Annotated in this window: 15 protein-coding genes; 14 read left to right on the top strand and 1 reads right to left on the bottom strand. The window is 40.9% G+C overall.

Annotated features, from left to right (window positions below; translation table 11 throughout):
- The first annotated feature begins 6 nt into the window (after nucleotides 1-6).
- The 4 genes from B5G52_RS11820 (at nucleotide 7) to B5G52_RS11805 (ending at nucleotide 4,097) form a co-directional block, all read left to right on the top strand.
- Nucleotides 7-450 carry a DUF4426 domain-containing protein gene (locus B5G52_RS11820; protein ID WP_087532855.1) on the top strand — a complete coding sequence of 148 codons (444 nt, stop codon included), beginning with the start codon at nucleotides 7-9 and terminating at the stop codon, nucleotides 448-450.
- 3 nt (nucleotides 451-453) lie between these two features.
- A complete protein-coding gene (locus B5G52_RS11815) occupies nucleotides 454-1,053 on the top strand; it encodes an XTP/dITP diphosphatase (protein WP_087532854.1) in 600 nt (199 codons plus the stop codon).
- A complete protein-coding gene (hemW, locus tag B5G52_RS11810) occupies nucleotides 1,050-2,186 on the top strand; it encodes a radical SAM family heme chaperone HemW (protein ID WP_087532853.1) in 1,137 nt (378 codons plus the stop codon). Before B5G52_RS11815 ends, hemW begins: the two co-directional genes overlap by 4 nt.
- Before the next feature lie 81 nt (nucleotides 2,187-2,267).
- A complete protein-coding gene (locus tag B5G52_RS11805) occupies nucleotides 2,268-4,097 on the top strand; it encodes a DUF885 family protein (protein WP_087532852.1) in 1,830 nt (609 codons plus the stop codon).
- Between the two features lie 134 nt (nucleotides 4,098-4,231).
- Here B5G52_RS11805 and pepB read toward each other — a convergent pair whose 3' ends face one another.
- Complete coding sequence (gene pepB / locus B5G52_RS11800) at nucleotides 4,232-5,527, bottom strand: aminopeptidase PepB (protein ID WP_087532851.1); 1,296 nt, start codon at nucleotides 5,525-5,527, stop codon at nucleotides 4,232-4,234.
- An 80-nt stretch (nucleotides 5,528-5,607) separates the two neighbouring features.
- Here pepB and sfsA point away from each other — a divergent pair, with 80 nt between their 5' ends.
- From sfsA to mdoH, 10 genes are all read left to right on the top strand, one after another.
- On the top strand, nucleotides 5,608-6,327 hold the full coding sequence (gene sfsA, locus B5G52_RS11795; protein WP_087532850.1) for a DNA/RNA nuclease SfsA: 720 nt from the start codon (nucleotides 5,608-5,610) through the stop codon (nucleotides 6,325-6,327).
- A gap of 267 nt (nucleotides 6,328-6,594) precedes the next feature.
- Complete coding sequence (gene dksA / locus B5G52_RS11790; protein ID WP_087532849.1) at nucleotides 6,595-7,038, top strand: RNA polymerase-binding protein DksA; 444 nt, start codon at nucleotides 6,595-6,597, stop codon at nucleotides 7,036-7,038.
- A 17-nt stretch (nucleotides 7,039-7,055) separates the two neighbouring features.
- Complete coding sequence (gene gluQRS / locus B5G52_RS11785) at nucleotides 7,056-8,003, top strand: tRNA glutamyl-Q(34) synthetase GluQRS (RefSeq protein ID WP_087532848.1); 948 nt, start codon at nucleotides 7,056-7,058, stop codon at nucleotides 8,001-8,003.
- 174 nt (nucleotides 8,004-8,177) lie between these two features.
- The gene (pcnB, locus tag B5G52_RS11780; protein ID WP_087532940.1) at nucleotides 8,178-9,605 is read left to right on the top strand and encodes a polynucleotide adenylyltransferase PcnB; all 1,428 of its coding nucleotides are present in this window, start codon (nucleotides 8,178-8,180) and stop codon (nucleotides 9,603-9,605) included.
- Nucleotides 9,606-9,609: 4 nt separating this feature from the next.
- A complete protein-coding gene (gene folK / locus B5G52_RS11775; RefSeq protein ID WP_087532847.1) occupies nucleotides 9,610-10,095 on the top strand; it encodes a 2-amino-4-hydroxy-6-hydroxymethyldihydropteridine diphosphokinase in 486 nt (161 codons plus the stop codon).
- Nucleotides 10,096-10,126: 31 nt separating this feature from the next.
- A complete protein-coding gene (gene panB / locus B5G52_RS11770) occupies nucleotides 10,127-10,921 on the top strand; it encodes a 3-methyl-2-oxobutanoate hydroxymethyltransferase (protein ID WP_087532846.1) in 795 nt (264 codons plus the stop codon).
- Nucleotides 10,921-11,793 carry a pantoate--beta-alanine ligase gene (panC, locus tag B5G52_RS11765; protein ID WP_087532845.1) on the top strand — a complete coding sequence of 291 codons (873 nt, stop codon included), beginning with the start codon at nucleotides 10,921-10,923 and terminating at the stop codon, nucleotides 11,791-11,793. Before panB ends, panC begins: the two co-directional genes overlap by 1 nt.
- Nucleotides 11,790-12,029, top strand: a complete 240-nt coding sequence (locus B5G52_RS11760) for a hypothetical protein (RefSeq protein WP_087532844.1) — start codon at nucleotides 11,790-11,792, stop codon at nucleotides 12,027-12,029. Before panC ends, B5G52_RS11760 begins: the two co-directional genes overlap by 4 nt.
- Nucleotides 12,030-12,322: 293 nt before the next feature.
- The gene (locus B5G52_RS11755) at nucleotides 12,323-14,041 is read left to right on the top strand and encodes a glucan biosynthesis protein (protein WP_087532843.1); all 1,719 of its coding nucleotides are present in this window, start codon (nucleotides 12,323-12,325) and stop codon (nucleotides 14,039-14,041) included.
- A complete protein-coding gene (gene mdoH / locus B5G52_RS11750) occupies nucleotides 14,013-15,989 on the top strand; it encodes a glucans biosynthesis glucosyltransferase MdoH (protein ID WP_087532842.1) in 1,977 nt (658 codons plus the stop codon). Before B5G52_RS11755 ends, mdoH begins: the two co-directional genes overlap by 29 nt.
- The last annotated feature ends 41 nt before the right edge of the window (nucleotides 15,990-16,030 follow it).

Here is a 16,030-nt window from a genome sequence, read left to right as displayed (position 1 = left end):
TCTTTTATGAAAAAACTAGCAAGTATCTTATTTTTCGCATTAGCAGGAATTACCTTTAGTGCCCACAGTGAGCAAATGCAAGGTGCGCAGTATAAAGAGCTTGGCCCGTGGCAAGTTCACTATATTGCCTTTCCATCAACGTTTGTTCAGCCCAAGATTGCACAAGCCTATGGCCTTGAGCGCAGTAACTATAAAGGCATTGTTAATATTTCGATTTTAAAAAACGATGCCGATAATACAGCGCAAACAGCATCACTTACAGGAACTGCAAAAAACTTATTAGGCAATAAACAAGCTTTAGAATTTAAAGAAGTGATTGAAGGCGATTCTATTTACTACCTTGCTCAAGTAAAATTTACCAACGAGGAAATTTTACGATTTGATATCGAAATTAAACAAAACAATCAATTTCAAAAATTGCAGTTCCAACAAAAATTTTACGTAGATTAAATCATGAAAAAAACCTTAGTTTTAGCCACGGGTAACCAAGGAAAGGTAACTGAATTAGCAAAGATGCTAAGCTCCCTTGAAATAGAAGTGTTACCACAAAGCAATTTTAACGTCCCAGAAGTACCAGAGACAGGCACTACGTTCGTAGAAAATGCAATTATTAAAGCTCGACATGCAGCAAAAATAACAGGGCACCCTGCCATTGCGGATGACTCAGGCTTAGAGGTCGATGGCCTCAATGGCGCACCAGGAGTTTATTCGGCTCGCTATGCAGGCGCTGATGCAAGCGATCAAGACAACATAGATAAGCTATTAATTGAACTAGGCGATAACCCAACTCGCAGTGCTCGCTTTTGGTGTGTATTGGTACTAATGCGCCACGCCAATGACCCTACCCCACTAATTTGTAGTGCCAGTTGGGAAGGGAAAATTACCCAAAGCCAAGACGGCCAAGGTGGCTTTGGTTATGACCCTATATTTTATGTACCAGAACTTAATTGCACCAGTGCCCTGCTTAGTAAAGAGCAAAAAAATGCCATTAGCCATCGAGGCCAAGCATTAAAAGCCTTATTAGCAGAGCTTAAGCTTAAAGGCGGCCTGTGAAATTACCCCCTTTAAGTTTATATGTACACGTACCTTGGTGCGTGCAAAAATGCCCTTATTGTGACTTTAATAGTCATGGGCAAAAAGGCGATATTCCTGAAAAAGAATACGTTCAACATTTAATTGATGATTTAAAAGCTGATTTACACCTTGTACAAGGACGAAAAATTCATTCGATCTTTATTGGTGGTGGCACCCCAAGTTTATTAACTGGTGACGCCTATGTCCGTCTTTTAAACGCCGTTGATTCTCTCATTGGCTTATCTGATAACTGTGAAATCACGTTAGAAGCTAACCCTGGTACGGTAGAAACTGGGCGCTTTAAAGAATATGTCGCCGCGGGTATTAATCGAATATCAATTGGCGTGCAAAGCATGCAAAATGATAAGCTAAAAGCTCTAGGCCGTATTCATGGCTCTGATGAAGCCACTTATGCAGCAGAGCAAGCTCACGAAGCCGGTTTAAACAGCTTTAATCTCGATTTAATGCATGGGTTGCCCGGGCAATCTGTTGAGGATGCCCTCAGTGACTTAAAAAAAGTCATTGCGTTAAACCCGCCTCATATATCTTGGTATCAACTCACCATTGAAGCCAATACTAAATTTGCCTCAAAGCCCCCAACACTGCCACCCGACGACACTTTGTGGGATATTCAAGAGCAAGGTCAGGCATTGCTCGCTCAAGCAGGTTACCAGCAATATGAAATTTCAGGTTATGCAAAGCCGGGCTTTCAATGTCAACATAACTTGAATTATTGGCGGTTTGGCGACTATTTAGGCATTGGTTGTGGGGCGCATGGTAAGGTCACTGATGCAAAAACAGGAGTAATTACTCGCACCGAAAAAGTAAAGCATCCTCGCGGGTATATGGATTTGGCTAAACCGTATTTATTTAAGCAATGGCCTGTAGAGCAAGACGATTTACCATTTGAGTTTTATATGAATCGTTTTCGTCTATTTGAAGCTTGCCCAAAAAGTGATTTACCTGCACTTACAAATTTATCGCTGCAGAGCCAATCTGAAGCCTTGAATAAAGCGATAAATACAGGCTTACTAATTGATAGGGATAGCCATTGGCAAGTAAGCCAAAAAGGTCATCGTTTTTTGAATGACCTGCTAGAATTATTTGTATAGTTATAAGTAATTTCTTGTGACTACTCACTAATAATAATTAATTTATAACCTTTATTGGTTTCTAACAACAAAAGGGAAAACATGCGTAAACTTACCTTTATCGCTGCCGCAGTGAGTATTGCACTGCTAGGTGGCTGCCAGCAAACGCCTGAGCAACAAACTACTCCAAGCGTACAAGCACAACCTGTACAGAGTGAAATCGACAAAGCCAATGCTTTTTTTGAAGATACCTTTAACCGTGATGTGATGAGCAGCCCGGTTTACCAAACTTATATGGGTATCAAAAAAGATTACGATAAGTGGGATGATGGCAGCGAAGAGCGCGCTCTTGAAGACTTACAGCAAACTAAAGACGACCTAGTAGCACTCAATGCAATTAACCGTGACTTACTTGATGAAAGTACCAAAGTAAGTTACGACCTTAAAAAGCAAGATCTTGAAAACACGATTGCAGACTTTAAATGGCGTTACCATAACTACCCTGTAAACCAAATGTTTGGTGTTCATTCAATGATCCCTGCATTTTTAATTAACCAACACCAAATTGCTGATGTTGCAGATGCTAAAGCATATATCTCGCGTCTTAATGGTGTAACTACAGTCATCGACCAACTTATCAAAGATCTAGAAACACGTGCAGATAAAGGCATTATTGCGCCTAAGTTCGTATTCCCTCACGTCATTGACTCTAGCCAAAACATCATTATTGGTGCGCCATTTGAAAAAGGTGAAGATTCAACATTACTCGCTGATTTCAAACGTAAAGTAACAGCATTAGAAATAGATCAAGCCGATAAAGACGCTTTGATCAGTGATGCTGAAAAAGCACTCAAAGCCGCTGTAAAACCATCTTACTCTAAGCTAATCAATTACCTTGCTCAGCTTGAAAAACGCGCAGATGATCGTGACGGTGCATGGAAATTTCCTGATGGCGAAGCTTTTTATAACAATGCGTTAGCCCGTACTACAACCACAGACCTAACGGCAAAAGAAATTCACACCATAGGTTTAGCTGAAGTATCACGCATTCATGATGAAATGCGTGAAATCAAAAATAAAGTTGGCTTTGAGGGCGACTTAAAAGCCTTCATGCAGTTTATGAAAACTGACAAACAGTTTTATTACCCAAATACAGCACAAGGTAAGCAACGCTACCTTGATGAAGCCACAGGCCTTATTGATAACATGAAGTCTCGCTTAGATGAGCTATTCATTGTTAAGCCAAAGGCAGATCTAAAAGTGAAAGCTGTTGAAGCCTTCCGTGAGAAAGCCGCTGGTAAAGCATTTTACCAACAACCTGCGCCAGATGGCTCACGCCCTGGTATTTATTATGCCAACCTTTACGACATGGAAGCAATGCCAACGTACCAAATGGAAGCATTAGCTTATCATGAAGGTATTCCGGGTCACCATATGCAAATTGCGATTTCGCAAGAGCTTGAGGGTGTGCCTAAATTCCGTAAATTCGGTGGCTACACAGCCTACATCGAAGGCTGGGGTTTATACTCTGAATTACTACCAAAAGAAATGGGCCTTTATGAAGACCCTTACTCTGACTTTGGTCGCTTATCAATGGAGCTATGGCGTGCATGTCGCTTAGTAGTAGATACAGGTATCCACGAAATGAAATGGACTCGCCAACAAGGTATTGATTACTACGTTAATAATACACCAAACGCGACGTCTGACGGCGTTAAAATGGTTGAACGCCACGTTGTAATGCCTTCACAAGCAACGGCTTACAAAGTGGGTATGTTAAAGATTTTAGAACTACGAGAAGCGGCAAAAGTTAAACTTGGTGATAAGTTTGATATTCGCCAATTCCACGACGTAGTACTAAAAAATGGCGCTGTGCCACTTAACGTACTTGAAAGCTTTGTTGATCAATGGGTAGCAAGTAAATCAGTTTAAAGAATCGTTTACTTTAAAACCTAAAAAGGCCGCATTTGCGGCCTTTTTACTATTGAATCAAACTTAGAATATTGAATTTATTTAATAAACAACATAAAGCCTGATCAATAAAGTACTCTATAAACTAGCTTACTTTACGCTTTTTCAAGCAAAGTACGTGCAACGGTGCGCATACCAACAGTTGTTGCGCCAGCAGCCCATTGGCCTGTGCTACCCATATTAAACGCAGCAGCTAAATCAATATGCACCCAGCCTTTACCATCGTTTGGTACAAAGCGTGATAAGAAACCCGCAGCATTTGATGCGCCACCGTAACCGCCACCTTTTTGCGCACGGCTATTTGCAGTATCAGCATAAGGCGATGGACAATTTTGTTGGTGCCACTTTTCAAGTGGTAATGGCCAGCCGGCTTCCATTTCTTGCTCTGCAAAGCCTTCAACTTCACGCACAAATTCTTTATCAAGACCAAATAAGGCATTGTACTCTTGACCAACTGCAACCAATGCTGCGCCAGTTAGAGTTGCGGCATTGATGATAAGCGGTGCACCTGTTTCGCCTGCAGCCATAAGACCATCGGCAAGTACTAAACGTCCTTCTGCATCGGTATTTACAATCTCAACCGTTGTGCCATTTTTATAAGTAAGTATGTCACCTAGTTTGTATGCATGGCCCGAAATCATGTTCTCCGCACAACATAAAAATAGCTTGATACGTTTGTTGATACCGCGGCTAATTGCTAAAGCTAAACCAGCTGTAACAGTCGCTGCACCACCCATATCGCATTTCATACCCAACATGCCTTCACTTGACTTAATTGAGTAACCACCTGAGTCAAACGTGATACCTTTACCAACTAAAGCCGCATCTACTGGTGCATTATCATCCCCAGTAGGGTTGTAATCTAATGCTAATAATACTGGTGGGCGATCACTTCCACGGCCAACAGCATGGATACCAATCCATTGCTGCTCAAGTAATGCATCGCCTTTAATAATTTGGTAGCTGACATGCTCTGGCGCAAGTGATTGAATAAATTCAGCCGCTTTACCTGCAAGGCTTTCTGGGAAAATATCATCCGCTGTGCCGTTGATCATTTCACGCGCCCAAGTGGCAGCACGTAATAATGAGTTTAGCTCTTGGCTGTCTGTTTTTGCATTTTCTGCAAACTCAACGCCAGCTAACGTTTTAGGAGAAACAAAGCCTTGATAAAATGCCCATTGTGTTTCAGTACACCAGCAGTCGCCAGCTAAAACCACATTTTTAACACCTTGATTGGCAATGGTACGCGCCGCTTTTTGCACGTTTTTTAAGGTCTCTTGCTCGGCTAGGTGGACTGTAGCACCGTGCTCATTAAATGAAAGTGTGGCATTTTCGCCCCAATGAGATGCAGCCGCTTGTTCGCTTAATTGAACAACAAATTTTTCAGACATGTTAGAATACTCTTTGCGCTAATTAGTGGCACTGAGTCTACTATAGCTGGCACAACTTCCCAACTTATTGAGACTAAATAATGAAATTTGCTAAGCCATTACAACAAGCCATATTAATTAAGCGCTACAAACGATTTTTAGCCGACTTACGCTTAGTGGATGGTACTGAATTTACTGCGCATTGCGCTAACACGGGTAAAATGACAGGTTGCGCCGAGCCTCAGTTCAACGCATTTTACTCAACCAGCGATAATACAAAGCGTAAATATCCGCATTCTTTAGAGCTGACGCAAAATCAGTTTCAACACCTCATATGTGTTAATACTGCAATGGCAAACAAAGTGGTCGAAGAAGCTATTCAAACGAATATTATTAGTGAGCTTAGTGGTTATCAGCAATTACAAAGTGAAGTGAAATATGGCCAAGAAAATAGCCGAATTGACTTTTTACTCAGCGATACCAGCTGCCCTAATTGCTACGTGGAAGTAAAATCCGTCACCTTATTAAGTCAAGATTCGCCAACAACTGGACAGGGATATTTTCCTGATGCACAAACCCTTCGTGGGCAAAAACATATTCGCGAATTAATTGAAATGGTTGAGCAGGGCCATCGTGCTGTATTGCTATTTGCCGTATTACATGAGGGCATAACCCAAGTGAGTGCAGCAAAACATATCGATGAAAAATACGCCCAGTTATTAACAGAAGCGATTGCGAAGGGCGTTGAAGTGTTGGCTTACAAAGCAAAAATTTCGGCCAAAGAAATAACTTTGGACGAAAAAGTAATTTTTATTTCTTAATCAATGAAACGTCCATTCCACCAATCAAATTAATACAAATAAAAAATTAAGTTGTAAAAAATATTTTTGCCCATATAACTAGGCCAGTTAAAAAATCACACTGTGCTTAAAAAGCAATCATAATTACCGCCTGATACCTTTTAAAGCAGTAAAAATAATTTAACCACAGCTAATTAATTAAAAATAAATTTGCCTAGGCCATAGGATTCTGTTATTTATAGCCGCCGGCTAAAGCTGGGCATTATATTAAGGATTTAGGAGAAAGTTATGCCAGACCAAAAAAAATTAGGGTTATTGGCTCAGGCCGGATTAGAACCGTATCAGGAAAAACCGGGCGAAGAGTATATGAATGAAGCACAACGTGCTCATTTTAAAACTATTTTGGAAGCATGGCGCAATGATTTACGTAACGAAGTAGACCGCACTAAATCACACATGCAAGATGAAGCTGCTAACTTTCCAGATCCAGTTGACCGTGCTGCACAAGAAGAAGAGTTCTCTTTAGAACTTAGAACCCGTGACCGCGAGCGTAAACTGATCAAAAAAATTGAAAAAACAATTATCCTTATCAAAGAAGACGATTTTGGGTTTTGTGAATCATGTGGAATTGAAATTGGTATCCGCCGTTTAGAAGCACGTCCTACTGCTGATTTATGCGTAGACTGCAAAACGCTAGCTGAGATCAAAGAAAAACAATCTGGACGCGGTTAATAACTTTTAGTTAAACCATGTCTATTACCACAGCCGTTACTGCGCCAGTGCGCAACTATCGCGGTCGCTTTGCGCCGTCTCCTTCTGGGCCTCTTCATTTTGGTTCATTGGTAGCGGCTGTGGGTAGTTACCTTGATGCAAAAAACAATCAAGGCAGCTGGTTAGTACGTATCGAAGATATAGATACAACCCGCGTTGTAAAAGGTGCTGCTGACGATATTCTCAAAACATTGGAAGCCTATGGCTTGTACTGGGACGAGCAAGTTGTTTATCAAACTAAGCGCCATGAGCTTTACCACCACTATCTACACCAACTCCAAACCCAGCAACTTGTTTATGCCTGTAACTGCTCACGCAAACAGATCAAAGCACTGGGTGGTATATACCAAGGCCACTGCAAGCGTCGTGCTTTAGATAACGCAAGCGGCGCCCTGCGCTTAATCCAGCAACATGCGACAACACATTATCACGATCTCATCCAAGGCGATGTTGCCGTTGATCCAGCCCTCGCCCATGAAGATTATATAATCAAACGCAGTGATGGTTTATTTGCTTATCAGCTGGTTGTAGTAGCTGACGATATCAAACAGGGCATTACTAATATCGTACGCGGAGCTGATTTATTAGTGCCCACAGCCAGACAACTCAGTTTATTTAAACAACTCGATGCCAATATACCGAATTACGCCCACCTCCCTTTAGCTGTTGCCAAACCAGGTTTTAAATTATCTAAGCAAAATTATGCTCCGGCTATTTCTAAGCAGCAGCCAAAACCTGCTCTTTTTAGTGCTTTTGAGTTTTTGGGTTTAGCACCAGAGCAAGAAGTTTTAACATTGAGTATTGAGCAAATGATGGACTGGGCCGTAAATCGCTATAAGTTATCTGCGGTGCCAAAAGTAGCACAAATTCAAATTTCTCAGTCAGCAGATAACCAAGCGACGCATTTTACTCACATAATTAAGTAAAAATTCGCTAAATAGCGTTTATTTTAAAGTCTTCAACTTAATTTTTAAGCTGCACTGGTATATTATACCCAACCTTAGCAAACCTTAAACGCAATACGTTTATCGCCAAGTATGCACATTCCTCGTGCAGTTAATAACAAAATACAGCTATACTTGGTTAGATTTTTGATAGCTATGCGCTATCAATCAACCAAATTCTGTAGGAGACAGATTATTATTTCCAAGCTTTTTCAATTTTGTCGGCAAATTATAGGCCCAAATGGCGCGCAGACAAACCAGCAGCAAGACTCGACACAGCCTTTGGTGATAGGACGTAATGAGCATGGTATTTCTCGTAAACAATTTAGCCCAAATGCAATCAAGGTATTATATCGCCTAAAAGACGGGGGCTTTGATGCTTACCTTGTCGGTGGTTGTATTCGTGATATTTTGTTAGGCCAGCAACCAAAAGATTTTGATGTTGTAACCAATGCCACACCAGAACAAGTAAAGAAGCTGTTTCGTAACTGCCGTTTAATTGGCCGCCGCTTTCGTTTAGCGCACATTGTTTTTGGCCGTGAAATCATTGAAGTAGCCACAATGCGTGGCCATCATGAAGCCGCTGAAGACAAAAACCAAATTAGCCAATCAAGCGAGCAAGGCCAATTATTGCGAGATAACGTCTTTGGCAGTATTGAAGAAGATGCCGAGCGCCGTGACTTTACAATAAACGCGCTGTATTACTCAATTAATGATTTCTCTATTCATGATTTTGCCAATGGTATAGCCGCAATCAATGCCAGACAAATAGAACTGATTGGTGATCCAAAAACACGTTACAGAGAAGATCCGGTTCGCATGTTACGTGCCGTTCGCTTTGCCACTAAATTAGATATGACTATTGCGCCAGCAACAGAGAAGCCAATAACAGAACTGGCAAGCTTGTTAGATAACATTCCGCCGGCGCGTTTATTTGAAGAAACACTAAAATTATTTTTAAACGGTAAAGCAGAAGAAAATTTCCTTATGCTGCGACGTTATAGCCTGTTTAAGTCGCTGTTCCCTGCGCTGGATAGTATTTTAGATAAAAATCCAGATGGTTTAGAGTTTTCACTTATCCAGCAAATGTTTCGTAATACAGACGAGCGTATTAATGCTGATAAAAAAGTCACACCAGCGTTTATTTTTGCGGCGTTGCTTTGGTTCCCACTATTAAAAATTGCTAAGCAGTTACAACTGAGTGAACAACTATCTGAATATGATGCATACGTACAAGCAATGAATAAAGTCCTCAGCGAAAATGCACAACATATTGCCGTGCCAAAGCGTTTTACCTTAGGCGCTCGTGATATTTGGCATATTCAGCAACGCTTAGACAAACGTGCAGGTCAACGTGCTTATAGATTAACGCAACAGCCTCGCTTTAAAGCAGCTTATGATTTCTTATTATTACGTGTGCAAGCAGGTGAACAAGAACATCAAGAATTGGCAAGCTGGTGGACTGCATATTTGAGTAAAGACATCAATGGTCAAAAAGACATGGTCAAATCACTAGGTAGTCAAGGGGCGCCTAAAGGCCGCAGACGTACCCGCCGCCGAAGCCCAAAGCCGACGGCTGAGTAAATAAATGGAAATCGTCTATCTTGGTCTAGGGGCAAATTTGAATGCCCCACGAGAACAGCTTAAAAATGCGGTAGTTGCCTTACGAGGACTGCCCCGCAGTGAGTTTATTACGGTATCCCGCCATTACGCAAGTAAGCCAATGGGGCCGCAAGACCAGCCAGATTATGTCAATGCTGTGGCTGCCATAAAAACAGCGCTAAGCCCAGAGCAGCTACTCGATTTAACGCAAAAAATAGAGCTTGAACATGGTCGTGTTCGCAAAAAAGAGCGTTGGGGGCCACGTACACTCGATATTGATATTTTATTATTTGGCAAACAAATAATAAATACTGAGCGTTTGACGGTCCCTCATTACGGTTTAACCGAACGCGAGTTTGTGGTGTACCCCTTACTTGAAATTGCACCAAACCTTTTATTGCCATCCGGTATAAAATTAAACACAATGACCGCGACCTTAGCATTAAACGAACTACAACAATTACCTCTGTAACTAATTTCAGGGCGTTGCCTACGAGGATATTATGTCTAAAATAACAGTTTCTACTCTCATTAAAATGAAAGCAGAACAACAAAAAATAACCGCTTTAACGGCTTATGACGCCAGCTTTGCCAAGCTATTTTATGATAACGGTGTAGACGTTATTTTGGTCGGAGATTCACTTGGAATGGTGCTACAAGGTGGCGATGACACTTTAGCTGTGACCAATCAAGATATTGCCTACCATACCCGCAGTGTACGTGCTGGTAGTCGCGACTTATTTGTTATTGCTGACATGCCATTTATGACCTACTCAAACCCAGAACAAAGCTGTCAAAATGCCGCACAATTGATGCGTGCAGGGGCAAACATGGTTAAGCTTGAAGGCGGTGAATGGCTTCATGACTCTATCAAAGCTTTGACTCAACAGGGCATTCCTGTATGCGGTCACTTAGGTTTAACACCTCAGTCAGTTCATGTATTTGGTGGTTTTAAAATTCAAGGTCGTGGTGACGAACAAGCACAAAAAATGATAAGTGATGCCCAAGCACTCGCTAAAGCAGGCGCACAATTAATAGTGCTCGAATGTATCCCCTCAGCACTTGCAAAGCGTATAACCGATGCTGTAGATATTCCAACTATCGGTATCGGTGCTGGTAATCAAACCGACGGTCAAATTTTAGTTATGCATGATTTGGTAGGTATTTCAGCAGGCTATATTCCTAAATTTTCGAAAAACTTTTTACTTGAAACAGGTAACATGCCTGATGCCGTTAAAAAATACTGCGCAGATGTTAAAAGCGGCGTCTTTCCAAGCAGCGAGCATGAGTTTAACTAATGCAGTCAATTACTGAGATCAAGTCATTACGCAGCCAAATTAAAGCATGGCGACAAGCAGGGTTAAGTATTGCCCTAGTACCAACAATGGGCAATTTACACCAAGGTCATTTTTCATTAGTTGAAAAAGCAAAGACCATGGCTGATAAAGTGGTTGTTAGTATTTTTGTTAATCCGATGCAGTTTGGAGTTAACGAAGATTTAGATAATTACCCACGTACGCTCAATGCAGATAAACAAGGCTTAGCCGAGCTAGGTACTGATATTGTCTTTACACCGAGCGTTAGTGCCATCTACCCTAACGGGTTAGGTGCACAAAGTTTTGTTGATGTACCCGATATCTCAATGGGGTATTGCGGTGGCTCACGACCTGGTCACTTCAAAGGTGTGGCAACTGTGGTGACTAAATTATTTAATTTAGTACAGCCTGACTTTGCTTGCTTTGGCGAAAAAGACTTCCAACAACTGCAAGTAATAAAAACTATGGTACGTGACCTATCAATTCCTGTTGAAGTTATTGGCGTCCCCACCACCCGCGAAGTGTCAGGCCTTGCAATGAGCTCACGCAATGGTTACTTATCTGAATCACAAAAAAATACAGCCACAACACTGTTTAAAACGTTGAATAATTGCGCTGAGCAACTATTAGCTGGTCAACGTGATTTTAGCGCTATTTGTCAGAAAGCGAAAGAATCGCTTACTACAGCAGGATTAAAACCAGACTATTTTGAAATAGCTCAGCGAGACACCCTAAAAAACGCTACACTTGATGATGACAAACTAGTGATTTTAGCTGCCGTATTTTTAGGCGAAGTAAGGCTAATCGATAATTTACAAGTTGATATTAATAACAATAGTCAGGAACAAGTATGAATTTATTATTTAAGTTAGCAAGTGCAGCTGTCATTTTTAGCGTGTTATCAGGCTGTCAAAATCATATTGAAAACCCAGAGATGCAGCAATGTGCTCAGCAAAACTATCAATGTGAAGCCAACTGTGAACAGCAAAGTACTGGCGAAGGCATGGTTCATAAAGTATGCAGCACTAAATGCATCGAAACGTATAACCAATGTAAAGCGAATGCTGAAGCCCTAGGCGCAGTAAAGTAATACCTCCATTGAGCTTACTGGTAGTAGACACCGTAAGCTCATTATCAACTCTATAATCCACCCTTTTAATGCCATAAATTAACCATTATTCATATTAGCGCAAGGTTCACTTTAGTAATATTAGCCTATGACAGTAAGTAAACATCATAGTATCTGATGTAATTTCTTCCCACTTCTGTACATAAAATACACTTTTTAAATTATGCAATTATCAAACCTATTGAATTAAAAGGTTTTAATTCAGGTTTGTTTTTTGCACTACTGATTTAGTTAATGGCTAAAGGAAATACCTAATGAAAACGCTAACGCAGCGCGCTTTACATTTACCTATGAATAGAAAGACCTTGGTAGGCATATTACTTAGTGTATGTGCATGCAACGTTATTGCTGCACAAGAATCAACAGAGCCTGAAGTGGCAGCGGATGTAGCAACTAAACAAGTAGCAGATCTAAAGACAGAAAAAAAACAAACTGATGTTACTGAGATACAAAGCGATACTCAACCGACACTATTTACAGTGTCGTCTGAAAAACTATTTGATGTAATTTCTGCGCGGGCAAAGCAACTTGCCGCTAATGAGTATATTCCACCGCAAGACATAGCCATAGAAGCCCTGCAAAGCATCAACTACCAAGATTACCGCGCTATTCGTTTTCGTCAAGAGCAAGCAATTTGGAAAGATGAGTGCTTATACGAGGTACAACTGTTCCACCCAGGTTTTTTATATAAAAACCCCGTGACTATTAATACGGTTAATAGTGATGCTCATGTAAAAAGCGTGCCATTTAAAACTGATTTCTACCGTTATGACGCCACAGCTGCACCTCTAGAGCAAGAAATTACAGCCGCACTAGGTAATACTCAACTTGGTCATGCAGGTTTTCGTGTTCACTTTCCTTTAAATAACACACAATATAAAGATGAAGTTGCAGTATTTCAGGGCGCGTCTTATTTTCGCTTAGTGGGTCCTGACCAAGTTTATGGTATTTCGGCACGTGGCTTAGCCATTGATACAGCGCTTAGTTCTGGTGAAGAATTTCCTGTTTTTAAAGAGTTTTGGTTAGTAAAGCCAAAAGCTGAAGATACTAATATTGTAATTTACGCGTTACTAGACAGTCCTTCTGTGGCGGGTGCTTATCGCTTTGAGATCAGCCCATCAACTCAAACTGAAATTAATACCCAAATGAAAATCTTTGCGCGCAAAGACATTAAAAAACTAGGAATAGCGCCCCTAACAAGCATGTTTTATCACGGTGAAAACAGCACTAAATTTTTTGATGATTACCGCCCTGAGGTTCATGACTCAGATGGTTTGTTAATTCAATCAACTGACAACCAATGGGTCTGGCGCGCACTTAATAATCCTCAACAGCTCAGTGTTACTGCGTTCAGCTATACCAACCCTAAAGGATTTGGCTTAGCTCAAAGAGACCGCGAGTTTAACAACTATCTAGACACAGAAGCACATTATCATGCACGTCCAAGTTTTTGGGTAAAACCGATCGGAGATTGGGGTAAAGGGCACGTTGAATTAGTTGAAATTCCAACTGATACTGAAACTAACGATAATATTGTTAGTTATTGGGTGCCAGAAAAACCGCTTAAAGCGGGTGAGTCAATGAGTTTTAATTACTCACTTGAAACCTTTAACTCTACTGTCGCAGAGCAGAGCAAAGCCAGCGTATTACGAACTCGCATTGGCAGTGCTGCGTTACCTGGCGAGCAAAACCCTCCACCTAAAAGCCATAGGCAATTTACCGTTGATTTCACAGGCGAAAATATTAATCAGTTATCAGCTGATCTAATCTTACAGGCTAACTTAGAACTATCTAGCGGTACCGTCAGCGATAAGACGGTTCAACAATTACCCAATAATCAAGGATGGCGTGTTGCTTTTAAAATCGCGCCAGAAGGAGATAAGCCAGTTGACATGCGCTTATCATTAAAACTACGCGACAAAGAAATTAGCGAGGTATGGAGCTATGTCTGGTATCCAAATGACATCCAATAAGGCAAGAGCAGCCAGTGCTGCAATGCCATTGAAAAAAACACGAATAGCATTATTTAGCTTTTTATCGCTGTTTATATCTGCATACGGTATGTGGATCATGTTTGATATTTTAAATTCAAACGGCATGACCCCACTTGAGTATGCATTACTTGGCTTATTTTCGATTACCTTCGCTTGGATTGTTACCGCATTCTGCAGTGGTTGTATGGGCTTTATTTTACAGCTTTTCAGAATTGATCCTTTAACACTAAAACGTCAAAAGCCAATACAAATAGATACCGACGCGATAAGTAAAACCAAAACAGCGGTGGTCATGCCTATTTATAATGAAGACACTGAACGTGTTATTGCCGGTTTTGAAGTGAGCTTACGCTCGCTTTTAAAAACGGGTCAATTTGAACACTTTGACTTTTACCTGTTAAGTGACACTCAAAATAAAGAAATTGCTCGCAACGAATTAAAAGCATGGCACGACTTAACCGCTCGCTTAGGTGATACGGCTAAGCAACTATTTTATCGTAACCGCACTGATAACAAACACCGTAAAGTCGGTAATCTTGCCGATTTTTGTGAGCGCTGGGGTAGCCAGTATGAGCATATGATTGTGCTTGATGCCGACAGCATCATGACAGGTCAATGTATGTTAGAACTGACGACAAGCATGATCAACAACCCAAATTCAGGGTTGATCCAGACTATTCCGATCCCCGTTAGGCAGGAAACATTCTTCGGTCGCTTTTTACAGTTTGCGTCAGTTTTATATAGCCCAATGCTTGCGACAGGCTCAGCATTTTGGCAAACAAATCAAGCCAACTACTGGGGCCACAATGCAATCATTCGAGTTGATGCGTTTATTAACTGCTGTGGCTTACCTGTTCTTGAAGGAAAAGCCCCTTTCGGTGGTGAAATTCTTAGTCACGATTTTGTTGAAGCATCACTGTTGAACCGTGCTGGTTGGGATGTCATTTTATTAAGTGATGTTCAGGGCAGCTATGAAGAAGTGCCAAGTAATATTTTAGATTATGCGATTCGCGATAGACGCTGGGTGCAAGGTAATATTCAACATTTAGGCCTGCTTCCTTCATCAGGTATTAAGTTGTTGAATAAACTGCACTTTTTACTCGGTGCAACGGCTTATATTTCATCATTAATTTGGTTATCTATGCTAGCACTCAGCACCATTGATGCTGTAACCCGTGCAGTTAATAGTAATGTTTACTTTAATCAGCCATATCAATTGTTTCCGACCTGGCAAATAGCTAAAACAGAGTTGATAGATTCATTATTGTTTATCACCATTGTATTATTACTACTACCAAAGTTAATGGGATTAGTCGTCACGTTAATCCATCGCAATAAAGAGTTTGGTGGTTCTATAAAACTAATATTAGGCTCGCTGATCGAAACTGTGTTCGCGATCATCGTTGCGCCTTTAATGATGGTATTTCATAGTTACTTTGTGATCTGTGTTTTTCTGGGTAAGAAAGTATCTTGGGATGCGCAACCACGATCTGGCCGTATGGTTCCTTGGAAAGAAGCCATTAGTTATACGTTATTCGCCACCTTAGTTGCTATTGCATGGGGTAGTATTGCTTATTACTACACACCTACTTTTTTCTGGTGGCTATCGCCAATACTAATTGGTTTAATACTCGCGGCACCTATCGTACGCTATTCTAGTAGCATTGGTTTAGGCGTAAAACTACGCCGCATGGGAATTTTTATCTGCCCTAGTGAAGCTATTGAAGATGATACTCTAAAAGCTTTACGTGAACACGAGCAGACTATCAGCTTACCGGCGGATAAAGATGCTAAATTTACTAAGCCATTTTTACCACAGGAATACCCATGTTCAATGCCAATTCAAAGCTTTAATAAACAAGCTAAAACAGGCAGAGTTAAACGTGTGCAACGCCGTATTAAGAAGAAAATACTGGCTAAAAGTTAATTATTTTCACCTATAAAAAAACCGCTCTAAATTGAGCGGTT

Origin of the sequence: Pseudoalteromonas sp. A601 (genome assembly GCF_002165575.1) — a bacterium.
Lineage (GTDB): Bacteria > Pseudomonadota > Gammaproteobacteria > Enterobacterales > Alteromonadaceae > Pseudoalteromonas.
The sequence above is the reverse complement of the archived record's forward strand: the minus strand, read 5'-3'. Positions and strand labels throughout refer to the sequence as shown.

What these genes read in the sequence shown, in the direction of transcription:
- panC (WP_087532845.1), top strand. Translation starts at nt 10,921, where the DNA reads ATGCAGTCAATTACTGAGATCAAGTCATTACGCAGCCAAATTAAAGCA.
- B5G52_RS11760 (WP_087532844.1), top strand. Translation starts at nt 11,790, where the DNA reads ATGAATTTATTATTTAAGTTAGCAAGTGCAGCTGTCATTTTTAGCGTG.
- gluQRS (WP_087532848.1), top strand. Translation starts at nt 7,056, where the DNA reads ATGTCTATTACCACAGCCGTTACTGCGCCAGTGCGCAACTATCGCGGT.
- B5G52_RS11755 (WP_087532843.1), top strand. Translation starts at nt 12,323, where the DNA reads ATGAAAACGCTAACGCAGCGCGCTTTACATTTACCTATGAATAGAAAG.
- pepB (WP_087532851.1), bottom strand. Translation starts at nt 5,527, where the DNA reads ATGTCTGAAAAATTTGTTGTTCAATTAAGCGAACAAGCGGCTGCATCT.
- sfsA (WP_087532850.1), top strand. Translation starts at nt 5,608, where the DNA reads ATGAAATTTGCTAAGCCATTACAACAAGCCATATTAATTAAGCGCTAC.
- panB (WP_087532846.1), top strand. Translation starts at nt 10,127, where the DNA reads ATGTCTAAAATAACAGTTTCTACTCTCATTAAAATGAAAGCAGAACAA.
- B5G52_RS11820 (WP_087532855.1), top strand. Translation starts at nt 7, where the DNA reads ATGAAAAAACTAGCAAGTATCTTATTTTTCGCATTAGCAGGAATTACC.
- pcnB (WP_087532940.1), top strand. Translation starts at nt 8,178, where the DNA reads ATGCGCTATCAATCAACCAAATTCTGTAGGAGACAGATTATTATTTCC.
- mdoH (WP_087532842.1), top strand. Translation starts at nt 14,013, where the DNA reads ATGTCTGGTATCCAAATGACATCCAATAAGGCAAGAGCAGCCAGTGCT.
- folK (WP_087532847.1), top strand. Translation starts at nt 9,610, where the DNA reads ATGGAAATCGTCTATCTTGGTCTAGGGGCAAATTTGAATGCCCCACGA.
- B5G52_RS11815 (WP_087532854.1), top strand. Translation starts at nt 454, where the DNA reads ATGAAAAAAACCTTAGTTTTAGCCACGGGTAACCAAGGAAAGGTAACT.
- B5G52_RS11805 (WP_087532852.1), top strand. Translation starts at nt 2,268, where the DNA reads ATGCGTAAACTTACCTTTATCGCTGCCGCAGTGAGTATTGCACTGCTA.
- dksA (WP_087532849.1), top strand. Translation starts at nt 6,595, where the DNA reads ATGCCAGACCAAAAAAAATTAGGGTTATTGGCTCAGGCCGGATTAGAA.